This is a genomic window from Piscinibacter sp. PDB1-1 (assembly GCF_056675995.1).
In genome coordinates this window covers 2,084,254-2,105,187 of sequence record NZ_JBWVZJ010000001.1, presented here as the reverse complement: position 1 = coordinate 2,105,187, position 20,934 = coordinate 2,084,254, and the positions used below count along the sequence as shown (strand labels likewise).

Annotated in this window: 25 protein-coding genes; 14 read left to right on the top strand and 11 right to left on the bottom strand. The window is 66.9% G+C overall.

The genetic code is table 11. From position 1 onward, the window contains the following. Positions 1-14: 14 nt before the first annotated feature. The 3 genes from AC1KAR_RS09745 (at position 15) to AC1KAR_RS09735 (ending at position 2,163) form a co-directional block, all read left to right on the top strand. Positions 15-842 (top strand): transporter, encoded by an 828-nt coding sequence (locus tag AC1KAR_RS09745; protein WP_480316915.1) that lies wholly within the window; start codon positions 15-17, stop codon positions 840-842. 368 nt (positions 843-1,210) lie between these two features. Further along, positions 1,211-1,756 (top strand): hypothetical protein, encoded by a 546-nt coding sequence (locus AC1KAR_RS09740; protein WP_480316913.1) that lies wholly within the window; start codon positions 1,211-1,213, stop codon positions 1,754-1,756. Further along, on the top strand, positions 1,753-2,163 hold the full coding sequence (locus tag AC1KAR_RS09735; protein WP_480316911.1) for a GFA family protein: 411 nt from the start codon (positions 1,753-1,755) through the stop codon (positions 2,161-2,163). The genes AC1KAR_RS09740 and AC1KAR_RS09735 overlap by 4 nt, the downstream gene beginning before the upstream one ends. Positions 2,164-2,206: 43 nt before the next feature. Here AC1KAR_RS09735 and AC1KAR_RS09730 read toward each other — a convergent pair whose 3' ends face one another. After that, positions 2,207-2,791, bottom strand: coding sequence for a hemerythrin domain-containing protein (locus AC1KAR_RS09730; RefSeq protein ID WP_480316909.1), 585 nt, complete (start codon positions 2,789-2,791; stop codon positions 2,207-2,209). Between the two features lie 343 nt (positions 2,792-3,134). Between AC1KAR_RS09730 and AC1KAR_RS09725 the strand changes: the two genes are divergently transcribed. The 5 genes from AC1KAR_RS09725 to AC1KAR_RS09705 all read left to right on the top strand — a co-directional run bounded on the left by AC1KAR_RS09725 (position 3,135) and on the right by AC1KAR_RS09705 (position 6,344). Then, positions 3,135-4,067 carry an HDOD domain-containing protein gene (locus AC1KAR_RS09725; RefSeq protein ID WP_480316907.1) on the top strand — a complete coding sequence of 311 codons (933 nt, stop codon included), beginning with the start codon at positions 3,135-3,137 and terminating at the stop codon, positions 4,065-4,067. Between the two features lie 199 nt (positions 4,068-4,266). Further along, positions 4,267-4,533, top strand: a complete 267-nt coding sequence (locus AC1KAR_RS09720) for a hypothetical protein (RefSeq protein WP_480316905.1) — start codon at positions 4,267-4,269, stop codon at positions 4,531-4,533. A 25-nt stretch (positions 4,534-4,558) separates the two neighbouring features. Beyond that, entirely contained in the window at positions 4,559-5,038 is a 480-nt protein-coding gene (locus tag AC1KAR_RS09715) for a hypothetical protein (protein ID WP_480316903.1), read from the top strand. 206 nt (positions 5,039-5,244) lie between these two features. Next, positions 5,245-5,808: an isochorismatase family protein gene (locus AC1KAR_RS09710; protein ID WP_480316901.1), complete on the top strand. Its 564-nt coding sequence runs from the start codon at positions 5,245-5,247 to the stop codon at positions 5,806-5,808. Further along, a complete protein-coding gene (locus tag AC1KAR_RS09705) occupies positions 5,805-6,344 on the top strand; it encodes a DUF924 family protein (protein ID WP_480316899.1) in 540 nt (179 codons plus the stop codon). The genes AC1KAR_RS09710 and AC1KAR_RS09705 overlap by 4 nt, the downstream gene beginning before the upstream one ends. Positions 6,345-6,363: 19 nt before the next feature. Here the strand turns inward: AC1KAR_RS09705 and AC1KAR_RS09700 are convergent, their stop codons facing one another. The 6 genes from AC1KAR_RS09700 to AC1KAR_RS09675 form a co-directional block, all read right to left on the bottom strand. Continuing rightward, the gene (locus AC1KAR_RS09700; RefSeq protein ID WP_480317823.1) at positions 6,364-7,026 is read right to left on the bottom strand and encodes an alpha/beta hydrolase; all 663 of its coding nucleotides are present in this window, start codon (positions 7,024-7,026) and stop codon (positions 6,364-6,366) included. Between the two features lie 64 nt (positions 7,027-7,090). After that, positions 7,091-7,753 (bottom strand): hypothetical protein, encoded by a 663-nt coding sequence (locus AC1KAR_RS09695; protein ID WP_480316897.1) that lies wholly within the window; start codon positions 7,751-7,753, stop codon positions 7,091-7,093. Positions 7,754-7,967: 214 nt separating this feature from the next. Beyond that, positions 7,968-8,615, bottom strand: coding sequence for a DUF937 domain-containing protein (locus tag AC1KAR_RS09690; protein WP_480316895.1), 648 nt, complete (start codon positions 8,613-8,615; stop codon positions 7,968-7,970). Between the two features lie 39 nt (positions 8,616-8,654). Beyond that, positions 8,655-9,071 (bottom strand): DUF3597 domain-containing protein, encoded by a 417-nt coding sequence (locus tag AC1KAR_RS09685; protein WP_480316893.1) that lies wholly within the window; start codon positions 9,069-9,071, stop codon positions 8,655-8,657. Positions 9,072-9,259: 188 nt separating this feature from the next. Further along, the gene (locus AC1KAR_RS09680) at positions 9,260-10,279 is read right to left on the bottom strand and encodes a zinc-binding alcohol dehydrogenase family protein (protein ID WP_480316891.1); all 1,020 of its coding nucleotides are present in this window, start codon (positions 10,277-10,279) and stop codon (positions 9,260-9,262) included. A gap of 28 nt (positions 10,280-10,307) precedes the next feature. Continuing rightward, complete coding sequence (locus AC1KAR_RS09675) at positions 10,308-11,414, bottom strand: alkene reductase (protein ID WP_480316889.1); 1,107 nt, start codon at positions 11,412-11,414, stop codon at positions 10,308-10,310. 137 nt (positions 11,415-11,551) lie between these two features. On the opposite strand from AC1KAR_RS09675, the gene AC1KAR_RS09670 reads away from it, so the two are divergent. Beyond that, positions 11,552-12,478, top strand: a complete 927-nt coding sequence (locus AC1KAR_RS09670; RefSeq protein ID WP_480316887.1) for a LysR family transcriptional regulator — start codon at positions 11,552-11,554, stop codon at positions 12,476-12,478. A 16-nt stretch (positions 12,479-12,494) separates the two neighbouring features. Here the strand turns inward: AC1KAR_RS09670 and AC1KAR_RS09665 are convergent, their stop codons facing one another. Beyond that, entirely contained in the window at positions 12,495-13,286 is a 792-nt protein-coding gene (locus AC1KAR_RS09665; RefSeq protein ID WP_480316886.1) for an exodeoxyribonuclease III, read from the bottom strand. Positions 13,287-13,297: 11 nt separating this feature from the next. Here AC1KAR_RS09665 and pyrE point away from each other — a divergent pair, with 11 nt between their 5' ends. Together pyrE and AC1KAR_RS09655 are read left to right on the top strand one after the other, a co-directional pair. Continuing rightward, entirely contained in the window at positions 13,298-13,975 is a 678-nt protein-coding gene (pyrE, locus tag AC1KAR_RS09660; RefSeq protein WP_480316884.1) for an orotate phosphoribosyltransferase, read from the top strand. Position 13,976: 1 nt separating this feature from the next. Beyond that, on the top strand, positions 13,977-14,690 hold the full coding sequence (locus AC1KAR_RS09655; protein ID WP_480316882.1) for a DUF4124 domain-containing protein: 714 nt from the start codon (positions 13,977-13,979) through the stop codon (positions 14,688-14,690). 47 nt (positions 14,691-14,737) lie between these two features. Here AC1KAR_RS09655 and gatB read toward each other — a convergent pair whose 3' ends face one another. Genes gatB through gatC form a run of 3 tightly spaced genes read right to left on the bottom strand, consistent with a single transcriptional unit; the run spans position 14,738 to position 17,974 of the window. Beyond that, positions 14,738-16,189, bottom strand: coding sequence for an Asp-tRNA(Asn)/Glu-tRNA(Gln) amidotransferase subunit GatB (gatB, locus tag AC1KAR_RS09650; protein WP_480316880.1), 1,452 nt, complete (start codon positions 16,187-16,189; stop codon positions 14,738-14,740). A gap of 1 nt (position 16,190) precedes the next feature. Beyond that, a complete protein-coding gene (gatA, locus tag AC1KAR_RS09645; protein ID WP_480316878.1) occupies positions 16,191-17,678 on the bottom strand; it encodes an Asp-tRNA(Asn)/Glu-tRNA(Gln) amidotransferase subunit GatA in 1,488 nt (495 codons plus the stop codon). Then, complete coding sequence (gene gatC / locus AC1KAR_RS09640; protein ID WP_480316876.1) at positions 17,675-17,974, bottom strand: Asp-tRNA(Asn)/Glu-tRNA(Gln) amidotransferase subunit GatC; 300 nt, start codon at positions 17,972-17,974, stop codon at positions 17,675-17,677. The genes gatA and gatC overlap by 4 nt, the downstream gene beginning before the upstream one ends. Positions 17,975-18,253: 279 nt before the next feature. Here gatC and AC1KAR_RS09635 point away from each other — a divergent pair, with 279 nt between their 5' ends. The 3 genes from AC1KAR_RS09635 (at position 18,254) to mreD (ending at position 20,878) form a co-directional block, all read left to right on the top strand. Beyond that, positions 18,254-19,297, top strand: coding sequence for a rod shape-determining protein (locus AC1KAR_RS09635; RefSeq protein ID WP_480316874.1), 1,044 nt, complete (start codon positions 18,254-18,256; stop codon positions 19,295-19,297). A 101-nt stretch (positions 19,298-19,398) separates the two neighbouring features. After that, positions 19,399-20,328: a rod shape-determining protein MreC gene (gene mreC / locus AC1KAR_RS09630; RefSeq protein WP_480316872.1), complete on the top strand. Its 930-nt coding sequence runs from the start codon at positions 19,399-19,401 to the stop codon at positions 20,326-20,328. Between the two features lie 31 nt (positions 20,329-20,359). Beyond that, a complete protein-coding gene (gene mreD, locus AC1KAR_RS09625) occupies positions 20,360-20,878 on the top strand; it encodes a rod shape-determining protein MreD (protein ID WP_480316870.1) in 519 nt (172 codons plus the stop codon). Positions 20,879-20,934: the final 56 nt, after the last annotated feature.

Genomic DNA, 20,934 nt, shown 5'->3' with positions numbered 1-20,934 from the left:
CCAGAAGGAACACCATGCAATATCTCGCAGCACCTCACCGACGCACCGCGCGCATCCCGTGTGCGGCCATTGCGCTTTTCTCACTGGCCACGGGTCAGGCGCTTGCCCAGCAAACGGGCGGCGCTGACGACCTGGCCAAGCAGCTGTCGAACCCCGTCGCCGCGCTGATCAGCGTGCCGTTGCAGTTCAACTACGACGACGGGTTCGACAACAACGGCTACCGCACCACGCTCAACATCCAGCCGGTGGTGCCCATGAGCATCAGCACCGACTGGAACCTCATCTCGCGCACCATCCTCCCTGTCACGCGCCAGGAGAACGTGGTCGGCGATGGGAGCCAGTTCGGCCTGGGCGACACCGTGCAGAGCTTCTTCTTCTCTCCCAAGATGCCCACGGCCGGGGGCCAGATCTGGGGTCTCGGGCCGGCCTTGCTGCTGCCCACTGCCACCGAAGATGAGCTGGGCTCCAAGAAGTGGGGCCTTGGCCCGACCGCCGTGGTGCTGACACAGACCGAAAGCGGCTGGACGTATGGCGCGCTCGCGAACCACATCTGGTCGGTGGCGGGCTCCGACTCGCGCAGCGATATCAGCAGCACCTTCTTGCAGCCGTTCATCGCAAAGGGCCTCGGCCAGGGCCGCACGCTGGCGATCAACCTGGAGAGCACCTACGACTGGAAGCACGAGCAATGGACCGTGCCCATGAACGTCCAGTACTCCAAGGTCATGAAGTGGGGCGAGCAGATGGTGAGCCTGCAAGGCGGGGTGCGCTACTACTTCGAGCGCCCCGACGGCGGCCCGGACTGGGGCCTGCGCGCGACCCTGACCTTCCTGTTCCCCCGATGAACCCCTCCATGCGGCTTCAGATGGCTTGGAGCCGCACGTTGCACGCAGTACGCCAACAATCGCTTCAACAAGGGGGGGCAGCCCATCAGGTGGTGGGCAAGTTGATGGGCTGACCAATGCAACGACGCACTCAAGCCGAGCCAAGCCGAGTCAGCTCCGTGCGGCCGGTTCGGCGCTGCCTGTGAATCGGGCTTCTCAAGCATCCGGCGAGACCGAGGCGGCCTAAACTTCAGGCGCCCCGCGCGTGGGGTACGCGTTTCGCAATGCGACCAAAGAACTGGCAGCGACGCACGAGTTGACGCGCCGCCAAAGTACCGAAGCGGCGCGAACGAATTGTTCGGCCAAGTTGACGTGAGGCGCCCCAAGTCGTGAAAGAGTCTTCCCGGTACGCGTTGCAGGAGTTGCCGAAGTGGTACCCGCTCGGCGAGTACCGACGCCGTCTAGTCGAGCAGGGAAGGTCCACGACGTGGGTTGTCAACGGAGATGAGATCGGTCTTCAACTGCAGAGCGAGAGATTCACTCTGCTCGCTACCAGCTACGACTACTTCGACGGCTGCCAACACTGGATTTACTTGCTGAAGGACGGAAAGCCAGTGGACCAGCTGCGAATGCCAGATGAGTTCGGTTTTATCCAAGAGGTCAACGCAATCAACGAGAACGAGATCGAGCTCGGCTACTTCGGGACAAACGACAGATGGAATCTTGTCGTCAGTGAGAGCGGTTTTTTGTCGTACTCGATCGCCACGCTCAAAATGCGACTGAATCGCTTTCTACTGGCCAAGCGCCATATCTCGGCTCGTCGCACAAAGGGCCCACCTTGGTCTCTCAAGAAGGCGGTGCCTAACCATTCCATCGAGGGGGCGTCGGAGCTTCATGCCAAGCATTCGGCGCTATTTACCAGGAGAACACCATGACAATTCAAGGCGGCTGTTTGTGCGGGGCGGTGCGCTATCAATGCACTCAGGCCCCAGTCATGCAGTTCAACTGCCACTGCCGTGATTGCCAGAAGTCGACCGGAGGGCCCTTTGCTCCGATCGCATTCTTTCCAGACGAGTGCGTCGTCGTCACGGGTGACGTGAAGCACTTTGAAAGTGTCGGCGGCAGTGGCAAGAAGATCTTGCGCGGCTTTTGCCCGACCTGCGGCTCCCAGCTGTTCGGAAGGGTCGAGATCCTTCCCGCGTTGTTGTCGATCCGAGCCGGTACGCTCGATGAGCCGTCGCAGTACAAGCCGAAGGCCCACATTTACGCGAGCCATGCCGCCCACTGGGATCACATAGACACGTCGCTTACGACCTTCACCGAAGGCGCACCACAGCGATGAGGCCCAACCCTTCAACCGAGAAGATTTGCGCGCCTCGCCGCCCTCAGCGCGTACGTCGCGGCTCGCCCTTGCCACGCAACTGAGCCCCCGCCCTGGCGCTGCCGCGCGTCGCCGGCTTGTTGGCCGCCGGCTTGGCGGGCGCGACCAAGCCGCTGTCCGGGTTGACGGCCACGGTGTTGTATTCGGCCGCGTAGTGCTTGCGCATGCGCACGATCTCGCGCGTGTACTTGCCCGCCAACTGCTTCTTCTTCGTCTCTGACAGCAGGCGCCCGGCGACCTGGAAGAACTTCGATTCTTCTTCCTTCAAATGGTGGCGCACCTTGAAGCTCAGTTGCTTGGCGGTGGCGATCCACCCGTCCTGCTTCTTGTTGCGCACGGACAGGTCGTCGAGCAACTCGTCGACTTCGTGGTGCTCATGCAGCGCGTGGCGCGAGGCGTCGAGGCCGCCGTCTTCCATCAGCAGCTCGACGTACAGGTAGCGCTCCTCCGCCGCGGCGTGCGCCATGAGTTCGACCTTCAGTTGCAGAAAGAGCAACTCGCGCTTGGCCATGTCGCCGCGTGTCGCGGTGAGCTTGCGGCACAGGTCGCGTTGCAGGTCGTGGCTCTCACGGATGGCGTCGAAGATCATGCTGAAGGCTCCCGGCTGACATGGTTCTGGTGGCGCGAGCCGCGTGGCGTGCGCGCGCTCCCGCGCCACTTTCGCGCAGGCGTGCCGTGCAGCGTGCCAGAGAAGCGACAGCTTCGAAGTAGGACGACGGCGCGATCGCCGCTCGTTGCGGGGTTTCGTGAAAACGGGCCGCTTCGGGCCTCGCGGAAGGCGCGGCCGGCCTGAGCCGCCCTCAAGTTCCGCGCCGGCCTGTCGAAACTCCCGATGCGACCCCGAGCCGAATGCCTTGGGGGGCGCACCGCCCACGCGCCGCCCCTCATGCGGCCGTGACCACTTCGATCTGCCACGGAAGGCCCCGGCCGGCATGTGGACCACGCTTCGCCAATGGTGTCAGCGCACCCCTCGCACATCGGTTGACCCGCTGGAGCGCCCGCCTGCGCGGGAATCGGCCGACTCGGTGCCGACCGAAGCGCCTTCGACGCTGCCCGCCATCGCAGCGGAGCCGGGCGACGACATCGCCCTGCAGTTCACTGCCTTGCTGCTGGGCGCTGCGGAGCTGATCGACACGGCCCCCACCCCGGCCGAGCAGGGCGTGCTCAAGCGCCTGGGCGAAGCCGTGCGCGCAGGCCATGAGGATCCGCTCGTGCCGCGCATGCCCACGATCCTGCCCAAGCTGATGCGCCTTCTGCGCCGCGACGACATGGCTGCGCATGAACTCACCGAGCTGCTGGGCCGCGAGCCTGCGCTGCTGGGCGAGGTGATGCGCATCGCCAACTCGCCGTTCTATGCCGGTACGCAGAGCCTCACGAGTCTGGATGCCGCCCTGTCCCGTTTGGGGCGGCGCGGCATCGAGCAGGTCGTGAGCCGCGCGGCCCTGGCACCGGTCTTTGGCGTCTCTCAAGGGCGCTTCAGCGCCGCTGCGGGCGCGCTGTTGTGGCAGCAGGCCGAGGCCTGCGCGCAGGATTGCGCCACGCGCCGAAGGGGCTCACTCGATCACTTCGACGCCTATCTGGCCGGCATGGTGGCCAACACCGGGTTGATCGTGGCGCTGCGCCTGCTCGATCAGGGCCATGCACATGCAGTGCCCGCCAGCCGGGCCTTCCACGATCGGCTGGCGGTCCTGTCGGCACGCTTGTCGGCGCGCATCGCGCACCAGTGGCGCTTCTCCGATGCGGTGGTCCAGGCCGTGGCGTCGCTCGCGCAGCGCACGCCTGCTGCCGGCGCCTCCGACTTGGGCAACGCGCTGCGGCTGGCAGACCGCGCCAGCAAGGCGGGCGCGTTGGCTCGCCCCGCCTGACGCCCGACTTCGGCCCCCGCTGAATACGCCCCACACGCGGCGTGGTGATCGCACCGTGCCCCCCGACCGAGGGGCGCGATGGGGTGGCATCCGTGGGCGATCGGTGGGTGCGTGCGCCGGACAGTGAAGGCAAGCGAGTTGACGGCGTCAGTCACCCGCCCCTCACCGCCCCAACCACCCGACGCGAAGGAGCAGCCAGATGGCCACCCAGATCCCCCATGTTCAACCGCAGACGATCGTGCTCGTGCTGGTCAGCGCGGGCGTCAGCCACGGAGCCAGTGGCTTCGGCATCACGCCCAGCGGCAAGCTGAAGAAGATCCCCGACAACAACCCGCAACTGCGCCGCATGGCCGGCGCCGCGCAGGCGCTTTCGATCGTCGACCAGGCCGACATCCCCGACGTGGCCGGCGCCGCACAGGCGGCCCTGCTCGAGGCCGCGCAGCGCGTGGCTGCCGAGTTCCAGTAACCCACCCCTGCAAGGAGCACACATCATGTCCAAGATCACGTTCTGGTGCGACGAAGAGACGAGCGAAGTCGGCCCGTCGGACAGCCCTTACTTCCTGGTCTACGTTGGCGACGCGAGCCAGCACAAGTCCGTCGTCAGGCGGGTGCGCAAGGAAAGCTGGGACAACAACGTCGACAAGGGCGAGCCGGCGCGCTCGGCTACGTTCACCATGCCCGGCATCAACCAGTTCAGCCTGGTGCTGGTCGCGCTGATGGAAGAAGACGACGGCCCGGACTCCAACCTTGCACTCAAGGTGCAGCAGTGGATGGACAACCTCGATGGCCTCTTGCAACCGGCGATCGTCAACTCGACGCAGGTCGTCACGATGATGCGCCAGGAGATGATCAAGGCGATCAACGCCAACGATTGGAACGACGACATCATCAACGTGAAGCGCATCAGCTCCGGCCAAACGCTGCACTACTACGGCGACGGCGGCCACTACCGCGTGCGCTTCGAGGCCTGAAGGCCCTTGGCCATCGGTTGGCGCAGGGCGCGCGCTGCATGGCGCGCGCCCTGCGCCGCTCGTACGCTGTCCTCGCTTCGCGGTGTGTCGGGCTTGTCGAGTGAACGCGGGAGGCATGGAAAGGTCACGGTAAGGTGCAAGCGAGATGTGGCAAGCTGCCGCAATCGCTTCCTTCCACTTCTTTCAACAGCCCGCGAGCAAGCACCATGGCAAACCGGCCCGGCAGGCAAACCGCTCTTCTCGTCGTCGATGTACAGGTGGGCGTCGTCGCCGATGCCTGGGAGCGAGATCGGGTGGTGGGCAATGTGGCGCTCGCAGTGCAGCGTGCGCGCGAAGCCGGTGTGGCGCTTGTCTGGGTCCAGCACGAGGACGACGACCTCAAGCCGGGTTCGGCTCCGTGGCAGTGGGTGCCCGAGCTCGTGCCGCACCCCGGCGAGGCGCACATTCACAAGCAGTACAACTCGGCGTTCGAGAACACGGGCCTGCTCGACCTGCTCGACGCGCAGGGTGTCTCGCGCATCGTGCTCGCCGGCGCCATGACGAACTGGTGCATACGCGCCACCGCCTATGGTGCGCTCGATCGCGGCTTCGACCTCACGCTGCTGAGCGATGCGCACACCACGAGCGACATCGAGATCGAACCCGGCCGCCGGGTGGAGGCGCGCTCGGTGATCGATGACCTGAACCTCGCGGTGCGGTGGCTGTCGTACCCTGGGCGGGCCAACGCGGTTGCGACCGCAGAGCAGGCTGAGTTCACAGGCGCGCGATGACACACGACGATGTTCTGGGCTTCTGGTTTCGGGAGATCGAGCCGGCGCAGTGGTGGGCCTCGAGCACCGAATTCGATGGTCTGGTGAGGGCGCGATTCCTCGGTCTGCTGGAGCGCGCCGCGGCCGGTGAGTTGCACGGGTGGCGCGCCACATCGGCGGGCCGCCTCGCCGAGGTCATCGTGCTCGACCAGTTCTCTCGCAATATCTTTCGCGGCACGGCCCGCGCCTTTGCGCAAGACCCGCAGGCGCTGGTGCTGTCGCAGGAGGCGGTGTCATCGGGTGCCCTGACGGCGCTGAACGAAACCGAGCGCACCTTCTTGCTGATGCCCTACATGCACAGCGAATCACGCGCCATCCACGCGCAGGCCGAGGCGCTGTTCAAGACGCACACGCCGGCCAACAACCACGACTTCGAGTTGCGCCACAAGGCGATCGTCGACCGCTTCGGCCGCTACCCGCACCGCAACGAGATGCTCGGTCGGGTATCGACGGCCGAAGAACTGGCCTTCCTCAGGCAGCCGGGCTCCAGCTTCTGATAAGCCCGGGGGGCCGGCCTCAGGCCAGCACGCGCAGCAGCCAGCGGTTGAGGTCGGCGATTTCTTCCATGCACACCGAGTGCGGCATCGGGTAGTCGTGCCACTCGATGGCGTAGCCCAGTGCCGCCAGCGCATCGCGCGATGCCACGCCGCGATCGAGCGGCACGACCGGGTCTTGCGTGCCGTGGGCCAGAAAGATGGGCACATCGGCATTCGATTCGCTGCGTTCGGCCGCCGTGGTGGCAGCCAGCGGCAGGTAGCCCGACAAGCCGGCGAGCCCCGCCAGGCGCTCGCGGCAGCGCAGTCCGGCGAGCAGCGTCATTGCGCAGCCTTGCGAGAAACCCGCGAGCACGATGCGCGAGCTGGGTACGCCGCGCTCGTTCTCGCGCGCGATCAGGGCATCGATCGCGGCTTGAGATTCGCGCAGGCCCGCTTCGTCTTCGCGGCGGGCGAGATCGGTGCCGAGGATGTCGTACCAGGCCCGCATCACGTAGCCGCCATTGATGGTGACTGGCCGCGTGGGGGCGTGGGGCAGCACGAAACGCACGTCGCCGAGTGCGCTCAGGTCGAGCGCCTCGGCCACCGGCACGAAGCCTTCACCGCTGTCGCCCAGCCCGTGCAGCACGATCACCGTGCGCGTGGGCGACGGGCCGGTTTCGAATTCGATGGTTTCCAGGGACAACATGGCAGCTCCGCAGATGGCAAAGCGCCATCGTAAGCGGCCCGTGCCGTGTCGTGCCCGGCGCTCAGAAGCGGTAGTTGAAGCCGATGGCGATCATCGGGATCGCCTTGATCTTCTCCACGTCGGAGCGCAGGTCGGCCAGCTCGGCGTCGATGTCGGCCTGCGACACGATGCTGGTGTCGCCGATGTGCGTGCCCGAGTGCGTTTCGGTCATCGTCGCCTTGCCGATCGAAGCGCCGAGGTCGAACACGAAGCCCCAGCCACTGCTGAGCTGGTGCCCCCAGCCGATGCCCAGGTACGGCGTGGTCTTGGGGAACTTGATCTGCACGTTGATGCGGTCGCTGCTGTCGGAGATGAAGGTGGCGTCGCCCACGGTCATCTCGGTGCCATTGCCTTGCGCAGTGAGGTCGGCCTTCATGTTGTTGAAGGTCACGCCGCCGGTAATGCGAAAGCCGTTGCTGAACGGGAACCAGTCGGCGAAGAGTCCCACACGGTGGTAGCTCGCCTTGCCGACGTAGTCGTAGCCGTCTTCGGTTTCGGTCACGTTGTGGCTGCCGGCGGAGGCGAAGTCACCGCGCACGGTGAACGCGGGCGACAGCGCCTGCGCGTAGCCGAGCATCAGGCCGTGGGTGCCGATGCCGGTGTAGACCTCACCTGCGTGGGCGGCGGGGGCGAAGCTGGTGGCCAGCGCGGTGGCGATAGCGATCGCCAGGGGGATGTTCTTCATTGCGTCCTCGGAAAGAATCCGTGCCCGGTGATGGGCCCGTGAAATTCATTCTCGAAAACGCGTTACCGATCGTGGATCGGCCGGACAGGTGAGCCCGCGTGACGGAGTTCACCCATTCGCATCGGGTGATGGGTCAGCCTCGCGGGACTTGCGGAATATGGCCGGGTTGCCCGGTCGATCGAAGCGCCGAAGAGATCGACAAACAGGATCGCCTTCAGCGCATGCCTTTGCTGGCCATGTTGAGGATGTCGTCGAGCGGGTTGCCGTCGCCATTGAAGTCGAGCATCGAGGCGAGGCCACCGAGCCCGCCCATGCCTGCGGCTGCACCTCCGGCCTGCATGCCGGCGGCCGCTGGGCGCCCACCACCGAGCAGGCCGCCCAGCAGGTCGCCGAGCCCACCCAGGCCACCGCCACCTGCGTCAGCGCCCATTGGCGTGGCGGGCGCCGAGCCGGCGCCGCTGTTCTGCTTGGCCAGGTAACCGGTGACCAGCATGGCGACGATCGGCAGCATCTTCTTGAGCAGCGCCGGGTCGAGCCCCGACTGGCTCGACGCGTTCTGAGCGACGGCGCTGCTCACGTCCCTGGAGCCGAAGATCTGCCCCAGCACGTCGTTGCCCTGCTGCACGTTGGTGGGTTGCGGCGAGAGCACGTTGTCGAGCAGGCCGCCCCCGCCGAGCTGGCTGAGCAGATCGCCCAGGCCCCCCAGACCTTGCGGTTGCGCCTGGGTCTGTTTCTTGAGGCCGCCCAGGATGGCCGGCATCAGCGCCTCGGCGCCGCCAGCCGCCTGGGCTTCACTCACGCCGAGTTCTCGGGCCATGGATTCGAGGCCGCCCGTCTGGGCGAGGAGATCGGTGATCTGCATGAGCCTGCTCCGGTAAAGGGTGAATGAGGCCGAACCTGCTCAGTCGAGCAGCTCTTTCGGCACCTTGCCGCCGTTGGCCGCGATGTGGGCCAGCACGTTCTTGTGCAGCCAGATGTTCATGGCGGCCGAGTCACCCATCTTGTCGTCAGGGCAGCCGAGCTCCACCGCCAGTTCCTTGCGCGCCGCGAGGCTGCTGTCGATGTCGAGCAGCTTGAGCAGGTCGACGATCGATGTTCGCCAGTTGAGCTTTTGCGGGTTGGCCTTGGCGCGTTCTTCCATCTGCGCCTCGACGTCGACCATGGCGATCGGGTTCACGACTTCGACCGGCGTGGTGGGCAGCGGGGTCGACGCCGCCGCTGGGGCAGGCGTTGCGGCGACCGGCGGTGCGGCAGGTGCCGGGGCGGCATGGGCGCTGCCGATGCCGAGCTTGTCGAGGATCTTGCTGAAGAAACCCATGTTGCATGCTCCTTGAGGCTTGAGTGGCGGCAGGGCCCTCGGGGTGATGGCCCGGCGCCGCCGTTCTTTCATCGCTGAACCATCGTACGCACATCAGCCGGTGCCGGGAAGGCGATGCCCCTGCCCGAAGGTGCAGAGCTGCGGTCCGCGAAAACCTTGCCGCCCGGTGGCAGCCGCCGGCAGCGCGCTCAGCCCCAGTTCTCGAGAACCACCTTGCCGCGCGCCTTGCCCGATTCGATCAGCGCGTGGGCGCGCCGCAGGTTGGCCGCGTTGATGGGGCCGAAGTGCTCGGCCAGCGTGGTGCGGATCAGGCCGGCGTCGACGAGTTGGGCCACCTCGTTGAGCAGGCGGTGCTGGCCGATCATGTCGTCGGTGCCGAACACCGCGCGCGTGAACATGAACTCCCAGTGCAGCGCGACCGACTTGCGCTTGAGCTGGCCCACGTCGAGCGTGGCCGGGTCGTCGATCAGGCCGAAGTGGCCCTGCGGTGCGATCGCGTCGGCGATCTGCGCGAAGTGCTGGTCGGTCTGCGTGAGGCTTGCGATGTAGTCGACCGCGGGGAAGCCGATGCGCTTGAGCTCCCCGGCGATCGGCCGGCTGTGATCGATCACGTGGTGCGCGCCGAGCTCCTTCACCCAGGCCTGCGTCTCGGGGCGCGAGGCGGTGCCGATGATGGTGAGGCCGGTCAGCCGCGCGGCGAGCTGCGTGAGGATGGAGCCGACGCCGCCGGAGGCGCCGATGATGAGCAGCGACTTCGTGCTCGGCTGCTTGCCCGGCGCAATGCCGAAGCGGTCGAACAGCAGCTCCCACGCCGTGATGGTGGTCAGCGGCAGCGCGGCGGCCTGGGCGAAGTCGAGCGAGCGGGGCGCGTGGCCGACGATGCGCTCGTCCACCACGTGCAGCTCGCTGTTGGTGCCGGGCCGGGCGATCGAGCCGGCGTACCAGACGCGATCGCCGGGCTTGAAGAGCGTGACCTCCGGCCCCACGGCCTGGACGATGCCGCTCGCATCCCAGCCGAGCACCTTGTAGGCCCGGCCGTCGGCCGGCCTGGCGTTCTGGCGTACCTTGGTGTCGACGGGGTTGACCGACACGGCCTTCACCTCGACGAGGAGGTCGCGGCCGGTCGCCACCGGGTCGGGCAGCGTGATGTCGATCAGCGACTCGGGTTGGCTGATGGCTTGCGGGGTCTGGTAGCCGATGGCTTTCATGGTCGTTCCTTTGGTAGCGGGGCGGGGGTCAGGCCGCTGGAGCGGTGTAGGCGGGGTAGTCGGAGTAGCCGTGGGCGCTGCCGCCGAACAGCGTCTGGCCATCGAAGGCCGACAGCGGGAGGCCTTTCTCGAAGCGCACGGGCAGGTCGGGGTTGGCGATGAAGGGGCGGCCGAAGGCCACGAGGTCGGCCAGCCCCGCGCCGAGGATGGCCTCGGCCCGGGCGGGGTCGTACTTGCCCGCGACGATCACCCGGCCCTCGTAGGCGCGGCGCAGCTCGTGGCGGAAGGCGTCGGGGATCTGCGGCGCGTCGTCCCAATCGGCTTCTGCCAGGTGGATGTAGGCGAGGCCGAGTTCGTCGAGCCGGCGCGCCAGGTGCAGGATGGTCGGGATGATCTCCGGGCAGTTCATGTTGCGCTGGGTGATGAAGGGCGCGAGGCGGATGCCGGTGCGCTCGACACCGGCTTCGCTCGCCACCGCGGCAGCCACCTCTTCGGCGAAGCGCGTGCGCTGGGGAATGCCGCCGCCATACCCATCGGTGCGGTGGTTGGAGGTGGTGCGCAGGAACTGGTCGATCAGGTAGCCGTTTCCGCCGTGGATCTCCACGGCATCGAAGCCGGCACGCATCGCGTTGGCCGAGGCGCGGCGGAAGTCGCCCATCACGCGCTGGATGTCGTCGGCCGTCATGGCGCGCGGCACGGGGCAGTCGACCATGCGGCCCACGCCGTCGTCGCCGACCACCCACACCTTGGCATCGGGCGAAAGCGCCGAGGGCGCGATCGGCAGGCCATCGGGGTGGAAGCTCGGGTGCGACATGCGGCCCACGTGCCACAGCTGCAGCGCGATACGCCCGCCTGCCGCGTGCACGGCATCCGTCACGCGGCGCCAGCCATGCACCTGCGCCTCGCTGTAGATGCCGGGCGTGAAGCTGTAGCCCTGGCCTTCGCGCGAGATCTGCGTGGCCTCGGTGACGATCAGGCCGGCGCCAGCGCGCTGGGCGTAATAGCTGGCCATCATGTCGTTGGGCACGTCGCCCGGCTGGCTGCTGCGGCTGCGCGTCATCGGCGACATCACGATGCGGTTGGGCAGCTCAAGCGGGCCGAGCTGCAGCGGGCGAAAGAGGTGTGGGTTGTTCATGGCAGGCCTTGTTTGGAAGGGGCGGCAGGAGTGATGTGATGGTCACGCCTGCCCGCCAGCCTGCAAAGGGGTGTGGGCTTGAAGCTGTTTTCAAACAATGGTTGAAAATCAAGCAACAAAGCGCATGATTACCCTGCATGAAAGCCCTCCAGGACCTCGACATCTTCGTGCGCACCGCCGACAACGGCAGCCTTTCGGCCACCGCACGCGCGCTCGACCTCACGCCGGCCGCCGCCAGCGCCTCGCTCAAGCGCCTGGAAGCCGAGCTCGGCGTTCAGCTCTTCGTCCGATCCACCCGCAGCCTGCGCCTCACGCCGCAGGGCCAGCAGTTCCTCGAGCAATGTCGCCCGGCGCTCGTGGCCTTGCAGCAAGCGGGTGAACAACTGGCCGGTGGCGACCAGGCCCTGCGCGGCGTGCTGCGGCTGGCCGCGCCGTCCGACTTCGGGCGCAGCGTGCTGCTGCCCTGGCTCGATGCCTTCCAGACACAGCACCCGCAGATCGAACTCCGCCTGCACCTCTCGGACCGCCGCGCCAACGTCTACAGCGAGCCCATCGACGCCGCGCTGCGCTACGGCAAGCCGCCCGATTCAAGCCTGGTCGCCATGCCGCTCGCGCCCAAGCACCGGCGCGTGCTCTGCGCATCGCCCGACTACCTGGCGCGGCACGGCGTGCCTGCCACGCCTTTCGAGCTGAGCGGGCATGCCTGCCTGTCCTTCATGCTGGGTGACGAGGTGCACGATGCCTGGCGCTTCGCGCGCGAGGGCGAACCCGAAGTCACGGTGCGCGTGCGCAGCACCAACGTGGCCAACGACGGCGACGCCGTGCGACGCTGGGCTCTGCTCGGCCGCGGCATCGCCTACAAGGCCGCCTTCGACGTGGCCGACGATCTGGCCCACGGCCGGCTGCGCGCGCTGTGCCGCGAGTGGACGACCGAGGCGACGCCGCTCTTTCTCGTGGTGCCCACGCGCCGCCAGCTCACGCCCATGGTGCGCGTGCTGCGAGACTTCATCGCGGAGCGCACCGCCGAGCTCGAACGCTGCCTGGAGGCTGTGCTGCGCGCGTGACGTCTTCAGTGCATCCCTACAACGTGAAGTCGTAGTCCACGATCAGCGGCGCGTGGTCGCTGAACTTCACGTCCTTGTAGATCGAGGTGCTGCGCGCCAGCGCGGCCAGCGCTGGCGTGGCCAGGTGGTAGTCGAGGCGCCAGCCGACGTTCTTGGCATAGGCCTGGCCGCGGTTGCTCCACCATGTATAGGCGGTGTCGGTCGCGTCGGGGTGCAGGCGCCGATAGACATCGACCAAACCGATCTCGTCGAGGCAGTGTGTCATCCAGGCGCGCTCTTCGGGCAGGAAGCCGCTGTTCTTCTGGTTGCTCTTCCAATTCTTGAGGTCGATCTCCTTGTGCGCGATGTTGATGTCGCCCACCAGGATGAATTCGCGCTCGGCCTTGAGTTTTTGCAGGTAGGGCGTCATCAGCGCGAGAAAGCGGAACTTGGCAAGTTGCCGCTCCTCGCCGGACGAGCCGCTCGGGAAGTAGCAGCTGATGAGGCTCAAGCGGCGCTGCGGCGTGTCGTAGCGCACCTCGATGTAGCGGCCTTCGGCATCGAACTCCGGCGAGCCGATGCCTACCACCACGTCGCTTGGCGTCTTGCGGCAGTACATGCCCACACCCGAGTAGCCCTTCTTCTCGGCGAAGTGGAAATAGCCGGTCAGGTCGTGCACCTTGTCGAAGCGCTCGGCGACGTCGGCCGCCTGGGCCTTGATCTCCTGCACCCCCATACAATCTGCGCCCAGGGCTTCAGCCCAGGGCAACAGGCCCTTGGTGGCGGCAGAGCGGATGCCGTTCAGATTCAAAGACACCAGTCGAAACACGAGAAACTCCAATGGCCCCCGACACCCCCGACGACCGCCTTGCCCAGGACTTCGTGAAGTTCTCGGTGGAATCTGAGGTGCTGCGTTTCGGGGAGTTCAAGACCAAGGCCGGGCGCCTGTCGCCTTACTTCTTCAACGCCGGCCTGTTCGATGACGGCGCCAAGCTGGCGCGTCTCGCCGAATTCTATGCATCGCGCCTGCTCGCCTCGGGCCTGCAGTTCGACATGATCTTCGGCCCGGCCTACAAGGGCATCACCCTGGCCGCCGCGGTGGCGATGGAGCTGGCGCGGCGCGGCCGCAACGTGCCGTATGCCTACAACCGCAAGGAGGCCAAGGACCACGGCGAAGGCGGCACGCTGGTCGGCGCCCCGGTGGCCGGGCGCGTTCTCATCATCGACGACGTGATCTCGGCGGGAACTTCCGTGCGCGAATCCATCTCCATGATCCGGGCCGCCGGCGCCACGCCTTGTGCCGTGGCGATTGCGCTCGACCGGCAGGAGAAGGCGTCCGAAGGCGGTGTCGATGCAGCGTGGTCGGCTGTGCAGTTTGTGGAACAACAGCTCAAGCTGCCGGTTTGTTCCATTGCGACGCTGAATGACTTGCTGCAGTATCTGAAGACCAACCAGGACACGGCCTTGAACGAGCACTTTGCACGCGTGGCCGCTTACCGAGAACGCTATGGGGTCTGATGTGTCGCTGCCTTCGGGCCTGAGCAAATTCGTGCTGGCGCTGGGCCTGCTGTGCGGTGTGAGCGCCAGCCATGCCGCCATCTACAGCTGCGTCGACGCCAACGGCCGGCGCCTCACCTCCGACCGTCCGATCGCCGAGTGCCTGGCGCGCGAACAGCGCCTGCTCAATGCCGATGGCTCCGTGCGGCAGGTGGTGCCGCCCACGATGACGGTCGACGAACTGGCCGAGGCCGAAGCCAAGAAGCGCCAGGCCGAGGTCGAGCGTGCGGCACAGCAGGATGCGATCCGCCGGGACCGCAACCTGCTCACGCGCTTCCCGAACGAGGCGGCGCACAACAAGTCGCGCGAAGCCGCGCTCGACGACGTGCGCAAGGGCGTGTCGTTCTCCGAAGAGCGCCTCGAAGAACTGCAGAAGGCGCGCAAGCCGCTGCTCGACGAAACCGAGTTCTACAAGGGCAGGAAGATGCCCGCCAAGCTGCGCCAGCAGCTCGACGCGAACGATGCCGCCGCGAACGCGCAGCGCTCGCTCGTGCTGGGCCAGAAGGAAGAGCTCAACCGCATCAACGCGCTCTATGACGTGGAGCTCGCGCGCCTCAAGAAGCTCTGGGGTGGTGCCCAACCGGGGTCGCTCGGCAAGGCCGAGGCCTCGACCGCCACGCCACCACCTGCCAAGCCGACGACCGGCAAAGCGGACACGGGCAGCGCCAGCAAGTAGCGCGGAGCGGCAGGTGCCGCCCTTCTGCCCTTCTTCCGTCTTTCGGATCAGCCCGCGAGCTTCTTCTTCAGCAGCTCGTTCACCGTTGCCGGGTTCGCCTTGCCCTTGCTGGCCTTCATGGCTTGGCCAATCAAGGCGTTGAAGGCCTTCTCCTTGCCCGCGCGGAACTCTTCCACCGACTTGGCGTTGGCGGCGAGCACTTCGTCGAGGATGCGTTCCAGCTCACCGGTGTCGCTCATCTGTTTGAGGCCCTTGGCCTCGATGAGGGCGTCGACCGAAGCCTCGCCGGCCCACAGCGCATCGAATACCTGCTTGGCGCCGTTGTTCGAGATGGTGCCGTCGGCAATGCGCGACACCAGTTGCGCGAGGGTGGGGGCATCGACCGGGCTCGCGCCGATGGTCTTGTCTTCGGCATTCAGCCGGCGCGACACCTCGCCCATCAGCCAGTTCGCGACCAGCTTCGGGCTGCCGCAGGCTTTGGCTGCCACTTCGAAGAATGAAGCGAAGGCCTTGCTCTGCGTCATCATCGACGCGTCGTAAGCCGGCAGCTTGTAGTCGTCCTGGAAGCGTTGCGCCAAGGCGCGCGGCAACTCGGGCATCGCGCCTTTCACACGCTCCACCCACTCGGGCGCGATCACCAACGGCGGCAGGTCGGGGTCGGGGAAGTAACGGTAGTCGGCCGCGTCTTCCTTGGTGCGCATGGCGCGTGTCTCGCCGCTGTCGGGGTTGAAGAGCACCGTGGCCTGCTGCACCTCGCCGCCGTCTTCGATCAGGTCGATCTGCCACTGGATCTCGAAGTCGATCGCCTGCTGCATGAACTTGAACGAGTTCAGGTTCTTGATTTCGCGTCGGGTGCCGAAGTCGGCGCCGGGCTTGCGCACCGAGACGTTGGCGTCGCAGCGGAAGCTGCCTTCCTGCATGTTGCCGTCGCAGATGTCGAGCCACACCACGAGCGCGTGCAGGGCCTTGGCGTACTCGACCGCCTCGACGCTCGAGCGCATGTCGGGCTCGGTGACGATCTCGAGCAAGGGCGTGCCGGCGCGGTTGAGGTCGATGCCGGTCTGGCCGGCGTAGTCCTCGTGCAGCGACTTGCCGGCGTCTTCTTCGAGGTGGGCACGGGTCAGGTGCACGGTGTGCGCCACGTCGCCGACGAAGAAGTCGATCGCGCCGCCCTGAACCACCGGCGTTTCGTACTGGCTGATCTGGTAGCCCTTGGGCAGATCGGGGTAGAAGTAGTTCTTGCGCGCGAAGATCGACAGCGGCGCGACCTTGGCGTTGACCGCCAGCCCGAAGCGGATGGCGCGCTCGACGGCACCCTGGTTCATCACCGGCAGCGTGCCGGGCAGGGCCAAGTCGACCGCCGATGCCTGTGTGTTGGGCGCGGCGCCGAACTGGGTCGACGAGCCGCTGAAGATCTTGCTGCGGGTGGAAAGTTGCGCGTGCGTTTCAAGGCCGATGACGACCTCGTAGCCACGAATGAGTTTGGATGCGGTGGCCATGTCAGAACCCTGCGGGCGCGCGGGTGTGCCAGTCGGTTGCGAGCTGGAAGGCGTGCGCCGCGTGCAGCAGCTGCGCCTCCTGGAAGTAGTTGCCGATGAGCTGCAGGCCGACCGGCATGTTCGCCTCGCCGAAGCCTGCGGGCAGGCTCATGCCGGGCAGGCCAGCCAGGCTGGCGGGCAGCGTGAAGATGTCGGCCAGGTAGTTGGCCACCGGGTCGTCGCTCTTGTCGCCGAGTTTCCACGCGACCGTGGGCGCCACCGGGCCGGCGATGACGTCGCACTGCGTGAAGCAGGCCTGGAAGTCGTCGGCAATCATGCGGCGCAGCTTCTGCGCCTGCAGGTAGTAGGCGTCGTAGTAGCCGTGCGAGAGCACGTAGGTGCCGATCATGATGCGGCGCTTCACCTCGGGGCCGAAGCCTTCGGCGCGGCTCTTCTTGTACATGTCGAGCAGGTCGGTGTACTTGGCGGCACGGTGGCCGAAGCGCACGCCGTCGAAGCGGCTGAGGTTGGACGAGGCCTCGGCCGGCGCGATGATGTAGTACACGGGAATCGACAGCTCGGTGCGCGGCAGGCTCACGTCGACCAGCGTGGCGCCGAGCTTCTCGAGCTGGGCCAGCGCGGCGCGCACGGCGCCGTTCACATCGGCAGCGAGCGCGGCCGGGAAGAACTCGCCCGGCAGGCCGATGCGCAAACCCTTCAGCGGCTGCGCGGCGCTCGCGCCTTCGCGCGGCTTGCCGAGTGCGGCGGCGAAGTCGGGCACCGGCTCGGGCGAGCTGGTGGCGTCGCGCTCGTCGAAGCCGCACATCGCGTTGAGCAGCAGCGCGCAGTCTTCGGCGCTGCGCGCCAGCGGGCCGGCCTGGTCGAGGCTGGAGGCGAAGGCGATCATCCCGTAGCGCGAGGCGCGGCCATAGGTGGGCTTGATGCCGGTGATGCCGGTGAAGCTCGCCGGCTGGCGGATCGAGCCGCCGGTGTCGGTGCCGGTGGCGGCGGGCACGAGTCGCGCGGCCACGGCGGCGGCCGAGCCGCCCGACGAGCCGCCCGGCACGCGGGTTTTGTCCCAGGGGTTCTTCACCGGGGTGAAGGCCGAGTTCTCGTTGCCCGAACCCATGGCGAACTCATCGCAGTTGAGTTTGCCCAGTGTCACCAGGCCGGCTGCGCTGAGCTTGCTCACCACAGTGGCGTCGAAGGGGCTGCGGTAGGCGTTGAGCATCTTGGAGCCCGCCGTCGTGGGCTGGGCCTGGGTGACGAAGATGTCCTTGTGCGCCAGCGGCACGCCCAGCAGCGGGCTGCGCTCGCCAGAGGCGCGGCGCGCGTCGGCGTCGAAAGCCTGCTTCAGCGCCGTTTGCTCGTCGACGCAGAGAAATGCGCCGAGATGTTCGTGAGCCGCAACGCGTGCGAGCAGATGTTTCGTCAATTCGACGCTGGAGACGGCTTTGTCATCGAGCGCGCGGCCCATGTCGGCCGCGCTCAACTGCTGCAGATCCTTCATTCGATGACCTTGGGAACCAGGAACAGGCCGTCTTCCACGGCGGGGGCGTTGCGCTGGTTGGCCTCGCGCTGGTCGGTCTCGGTGGGGGCGTCCTCGCGCAGGCGCAACTCGACGTTTTGCACGGCGGACAGCGGGGTGTAAAGCGGCTCCACGCCGCTGGTGTCGACCGCGCTCATGCGTTCGACGATCGAGAAAAAGCCGTTCAGCTGTTGCAGCATGGCCGCCTGTTCCGGGGCCTGCAATTCGAGGCGGGCAAGGTGGGCGATGCGGCCGACGTCTTGGGGTGTCAGGGCCATAGGAAATGCACTCTAGGAAGGGTGTCCGAGGGGTCGAAAACCAGGGGTGATGCAGTATTATCCCCGGTTATCCACAAGCCTCTGCTGAAGGCGAAAACCCAAGGAAATCCAAGGGTTTGCCGCATTTTCATGAATGCTTGGAACCATATTCCGCCTTTGCGCTCGATTTCTATCGGGCGCGCGGGCCTGAAAGCCAGCTACCTCACACTCCATTCACATCGCCTCGCGCGTCGCGTGCCACCGTTGGCCGTCGCGCTTGCCGATCTGCCGAAAAAGAACATGTTCGCTTCCCTCCGTCGTTATTTCTCCACCGACCTGGCCATTGACCTGGGCACCGCCAACACGCTGATCTATGTGCGTGGCAAGGGCATCGTGCTCGACGAGCCCTCGGTCGTCGCCATCCGCCACGAAGGCGGGCCGAATGGCAAGAAGACCATCCAGGCGGTCGGCGCCGAAGCCAAGGCCATGCTGGGCAAAGTGCCGGGCAACATCGAGGCCATCCGCCCGATGAAAGACGGCGTGATCGCCGACTTCACGGTGACTGAGCAGATGCTCAAGCAGTTCATCAAGATGGTTCACGACTCCAAGATGCTGAAGCCGAGCCCGCGCATCATCATCTGCGTGCCCTGCGGTTCCACCCAGGTCGAGCGCCGGGCCATCCGCGAATCGGCGCTGGGCGCCGGCGCGAGCGAGGTCTACCTGATCGAGGAACCCATGGCCGCGGCCATCGGCGCCGGCCTGCCGGTCAGCGAGGCCAGCGGCTCGATGGTCGTCGACATCGGCGGCGGCACCACCGAGGTCGGCGTGATCTCGCTGGGCGGCATGGTCTACAAGGGCTCGGTCCGCGTCGGCGGCGACAAGTTCGACGAAGCCATCATCAACTACATCCGCCGCAACTACGGCATGCTGATCGGCGAGCCCACCGCCGAAGCCATCAAGAAGGAAATCGGCTCCGCCTTCCCCGGCAGCGAAGTGCGCGAGATGGAGGTCAAGGGCCGCAACCTCTCCGAAGGCGTGCCGCGCAGCTTCACGATTAGCAGCAACGAGATCCTCGAAGCGCTGACCGACCCGCTGAACCAGATCGTCTCCAGCGTGAAGAACGCGCTAGAACAGACCCCGCCCGAACTCGGTGCCGACATCGCCGAGCGCGGCATGATGCTCACCGGTGGCGGCGCGCTGCTGCGCGATCTCGACCGCCTGCTGGCCGAGGAAACCGGCCTGCCGGTGCTCGTTGCCGAAGACCCGCTGACCTGCGTGGTGCGCGGTTGTGGCATGGCCCTGGAGCGCATGGAGCGGCTGGGTTCGATCTTCACTTCCGAGTGAGCGTGACCCACATCACGAGGCCGGCGCGTTGCCAGACGTGGCCGGCCTTTTTGCTTCGTACGATGTCGCCTTCCACGCCTCACGTCTCCCACTGAGCGCCCATGCCACTCGGCACTCTCGACCGCACCCCGCCGCCCTTCTTCCGCCAGGGGCCGTCGGCGTTCACGCGCCTGGTGTTCTTCTCGGCGCTGTCGCTTTTCCTGATGGTGGCCGACACCCGCTTCAAGGTCACCCAGCCGTTGCGGGCAGTGGTGGCCACCGCGCTCAACCCGGTCGAGCGCGGGTTGCGCGCACCGGTCGATGCCTGCGTGGCGGCCTACGAGTACGTGATCGGCCTTGCGGCCGCGCGCCAGGGCGAGGCCGAGGCCAGGCTGGCGCTGGTGCAGCAGTCGGAGCGGGCGGCGCGCGTGGAGCAGCTGACGCAGGAGAACACCCGCCTGCGCGCGCTGCTCGATCTGCGCTCGGCCATCAAGGTGCGATCGCAGACGGCCGAGGTGTTGTACGACGCGCCGGACCCGTACTCGCGCAAGGTCATCATCGACCGAGGCAACCGCGATGGCCTGGTGGTGTCGTCGCCGGTGATCAATGAGGTGGGCGTGCTTGGCCAGGTGACGCGCGTCTTCCCGTACAGCGCCGAGGTGACCCTGCTCACCGACAAGGAGGCCGCCATCCCGGTGCTCAATTCGCGCACCCAGGCGCGCAGCGCCGCCTTCGGCAACTCGACGGGTGCCGGGCTGGAGCTGCGCTTCATGGCCGGCAACGCCGACGTGCAGGTGGGCGACTTGCTCTCCACCTCCGGTGTGGACGGCGTCTACCCTGCCGGCATCCCGGTGGCCAAGGTGGTGAGCGTGGACCGGCGTGTCGACTCCGGCTTTGCGCGCATCGCGCTGTCCACGCTGGCCGAACCCGACGGCGTTCGCCATGTGCTGGTGCTCGAACCGGTGGGCGTTCAGATGCCACCGCGGCCGGCGGAGCCACCCGCCGACGCGGCGTCTGCGGCAGCCAAGAAAGAGAAGGGGCCGCGCAGATGACGACGGCGCATCGACTCGGAGGGCTCGCCCCATGATGCCGCGCGGCGCCGACCAGCTGCTGTTGCCGGTGAACCCGCTGTTCATGTGGTTCACGCTGCTGCTCGCGTTTACCTTGAACCTCGTGCCTTTTGGGCGTACGCCGTATCTGCCCGACTTCCTGGCGCTCGTGCTGGTGTTCTGGAACGTGCACCAGCCGCGTCGTGTCGGGCTGGGTGTGGCCTTCATGTTCGGCCTGATGATGGACGTGCACGACAGCGCCGTGCTCGGGCAGCACGCGCTGGCCTACACGCTGCTGTCGTTCTTTGCGATCACCATCCATCGCCGCCTGCTCTGGTTCGGCGTGCTGTCGCAATCGCTCCAGGTGCTGCCGCTCTTCGTCGCGGCGCATGCCGTGTCGATGGTCGTGCGCATGCTGATGGGTGGCATGCTCCCCGGGTGGGAGGTGATGCTCGCGCCGGTGATCGAAAGCCTGCTGTGGCCGGTGGTCACGGGGCTGCTGCTGGCGCCGCAGCGCAGGCCGCCGGATCCGGATCAGAATCGGCCGTTGTGATGTGGCCCCCCAGTCGCTTCGCTGCCGCCTTGCAGGCCGCGCTGTGCCAGAGGCCC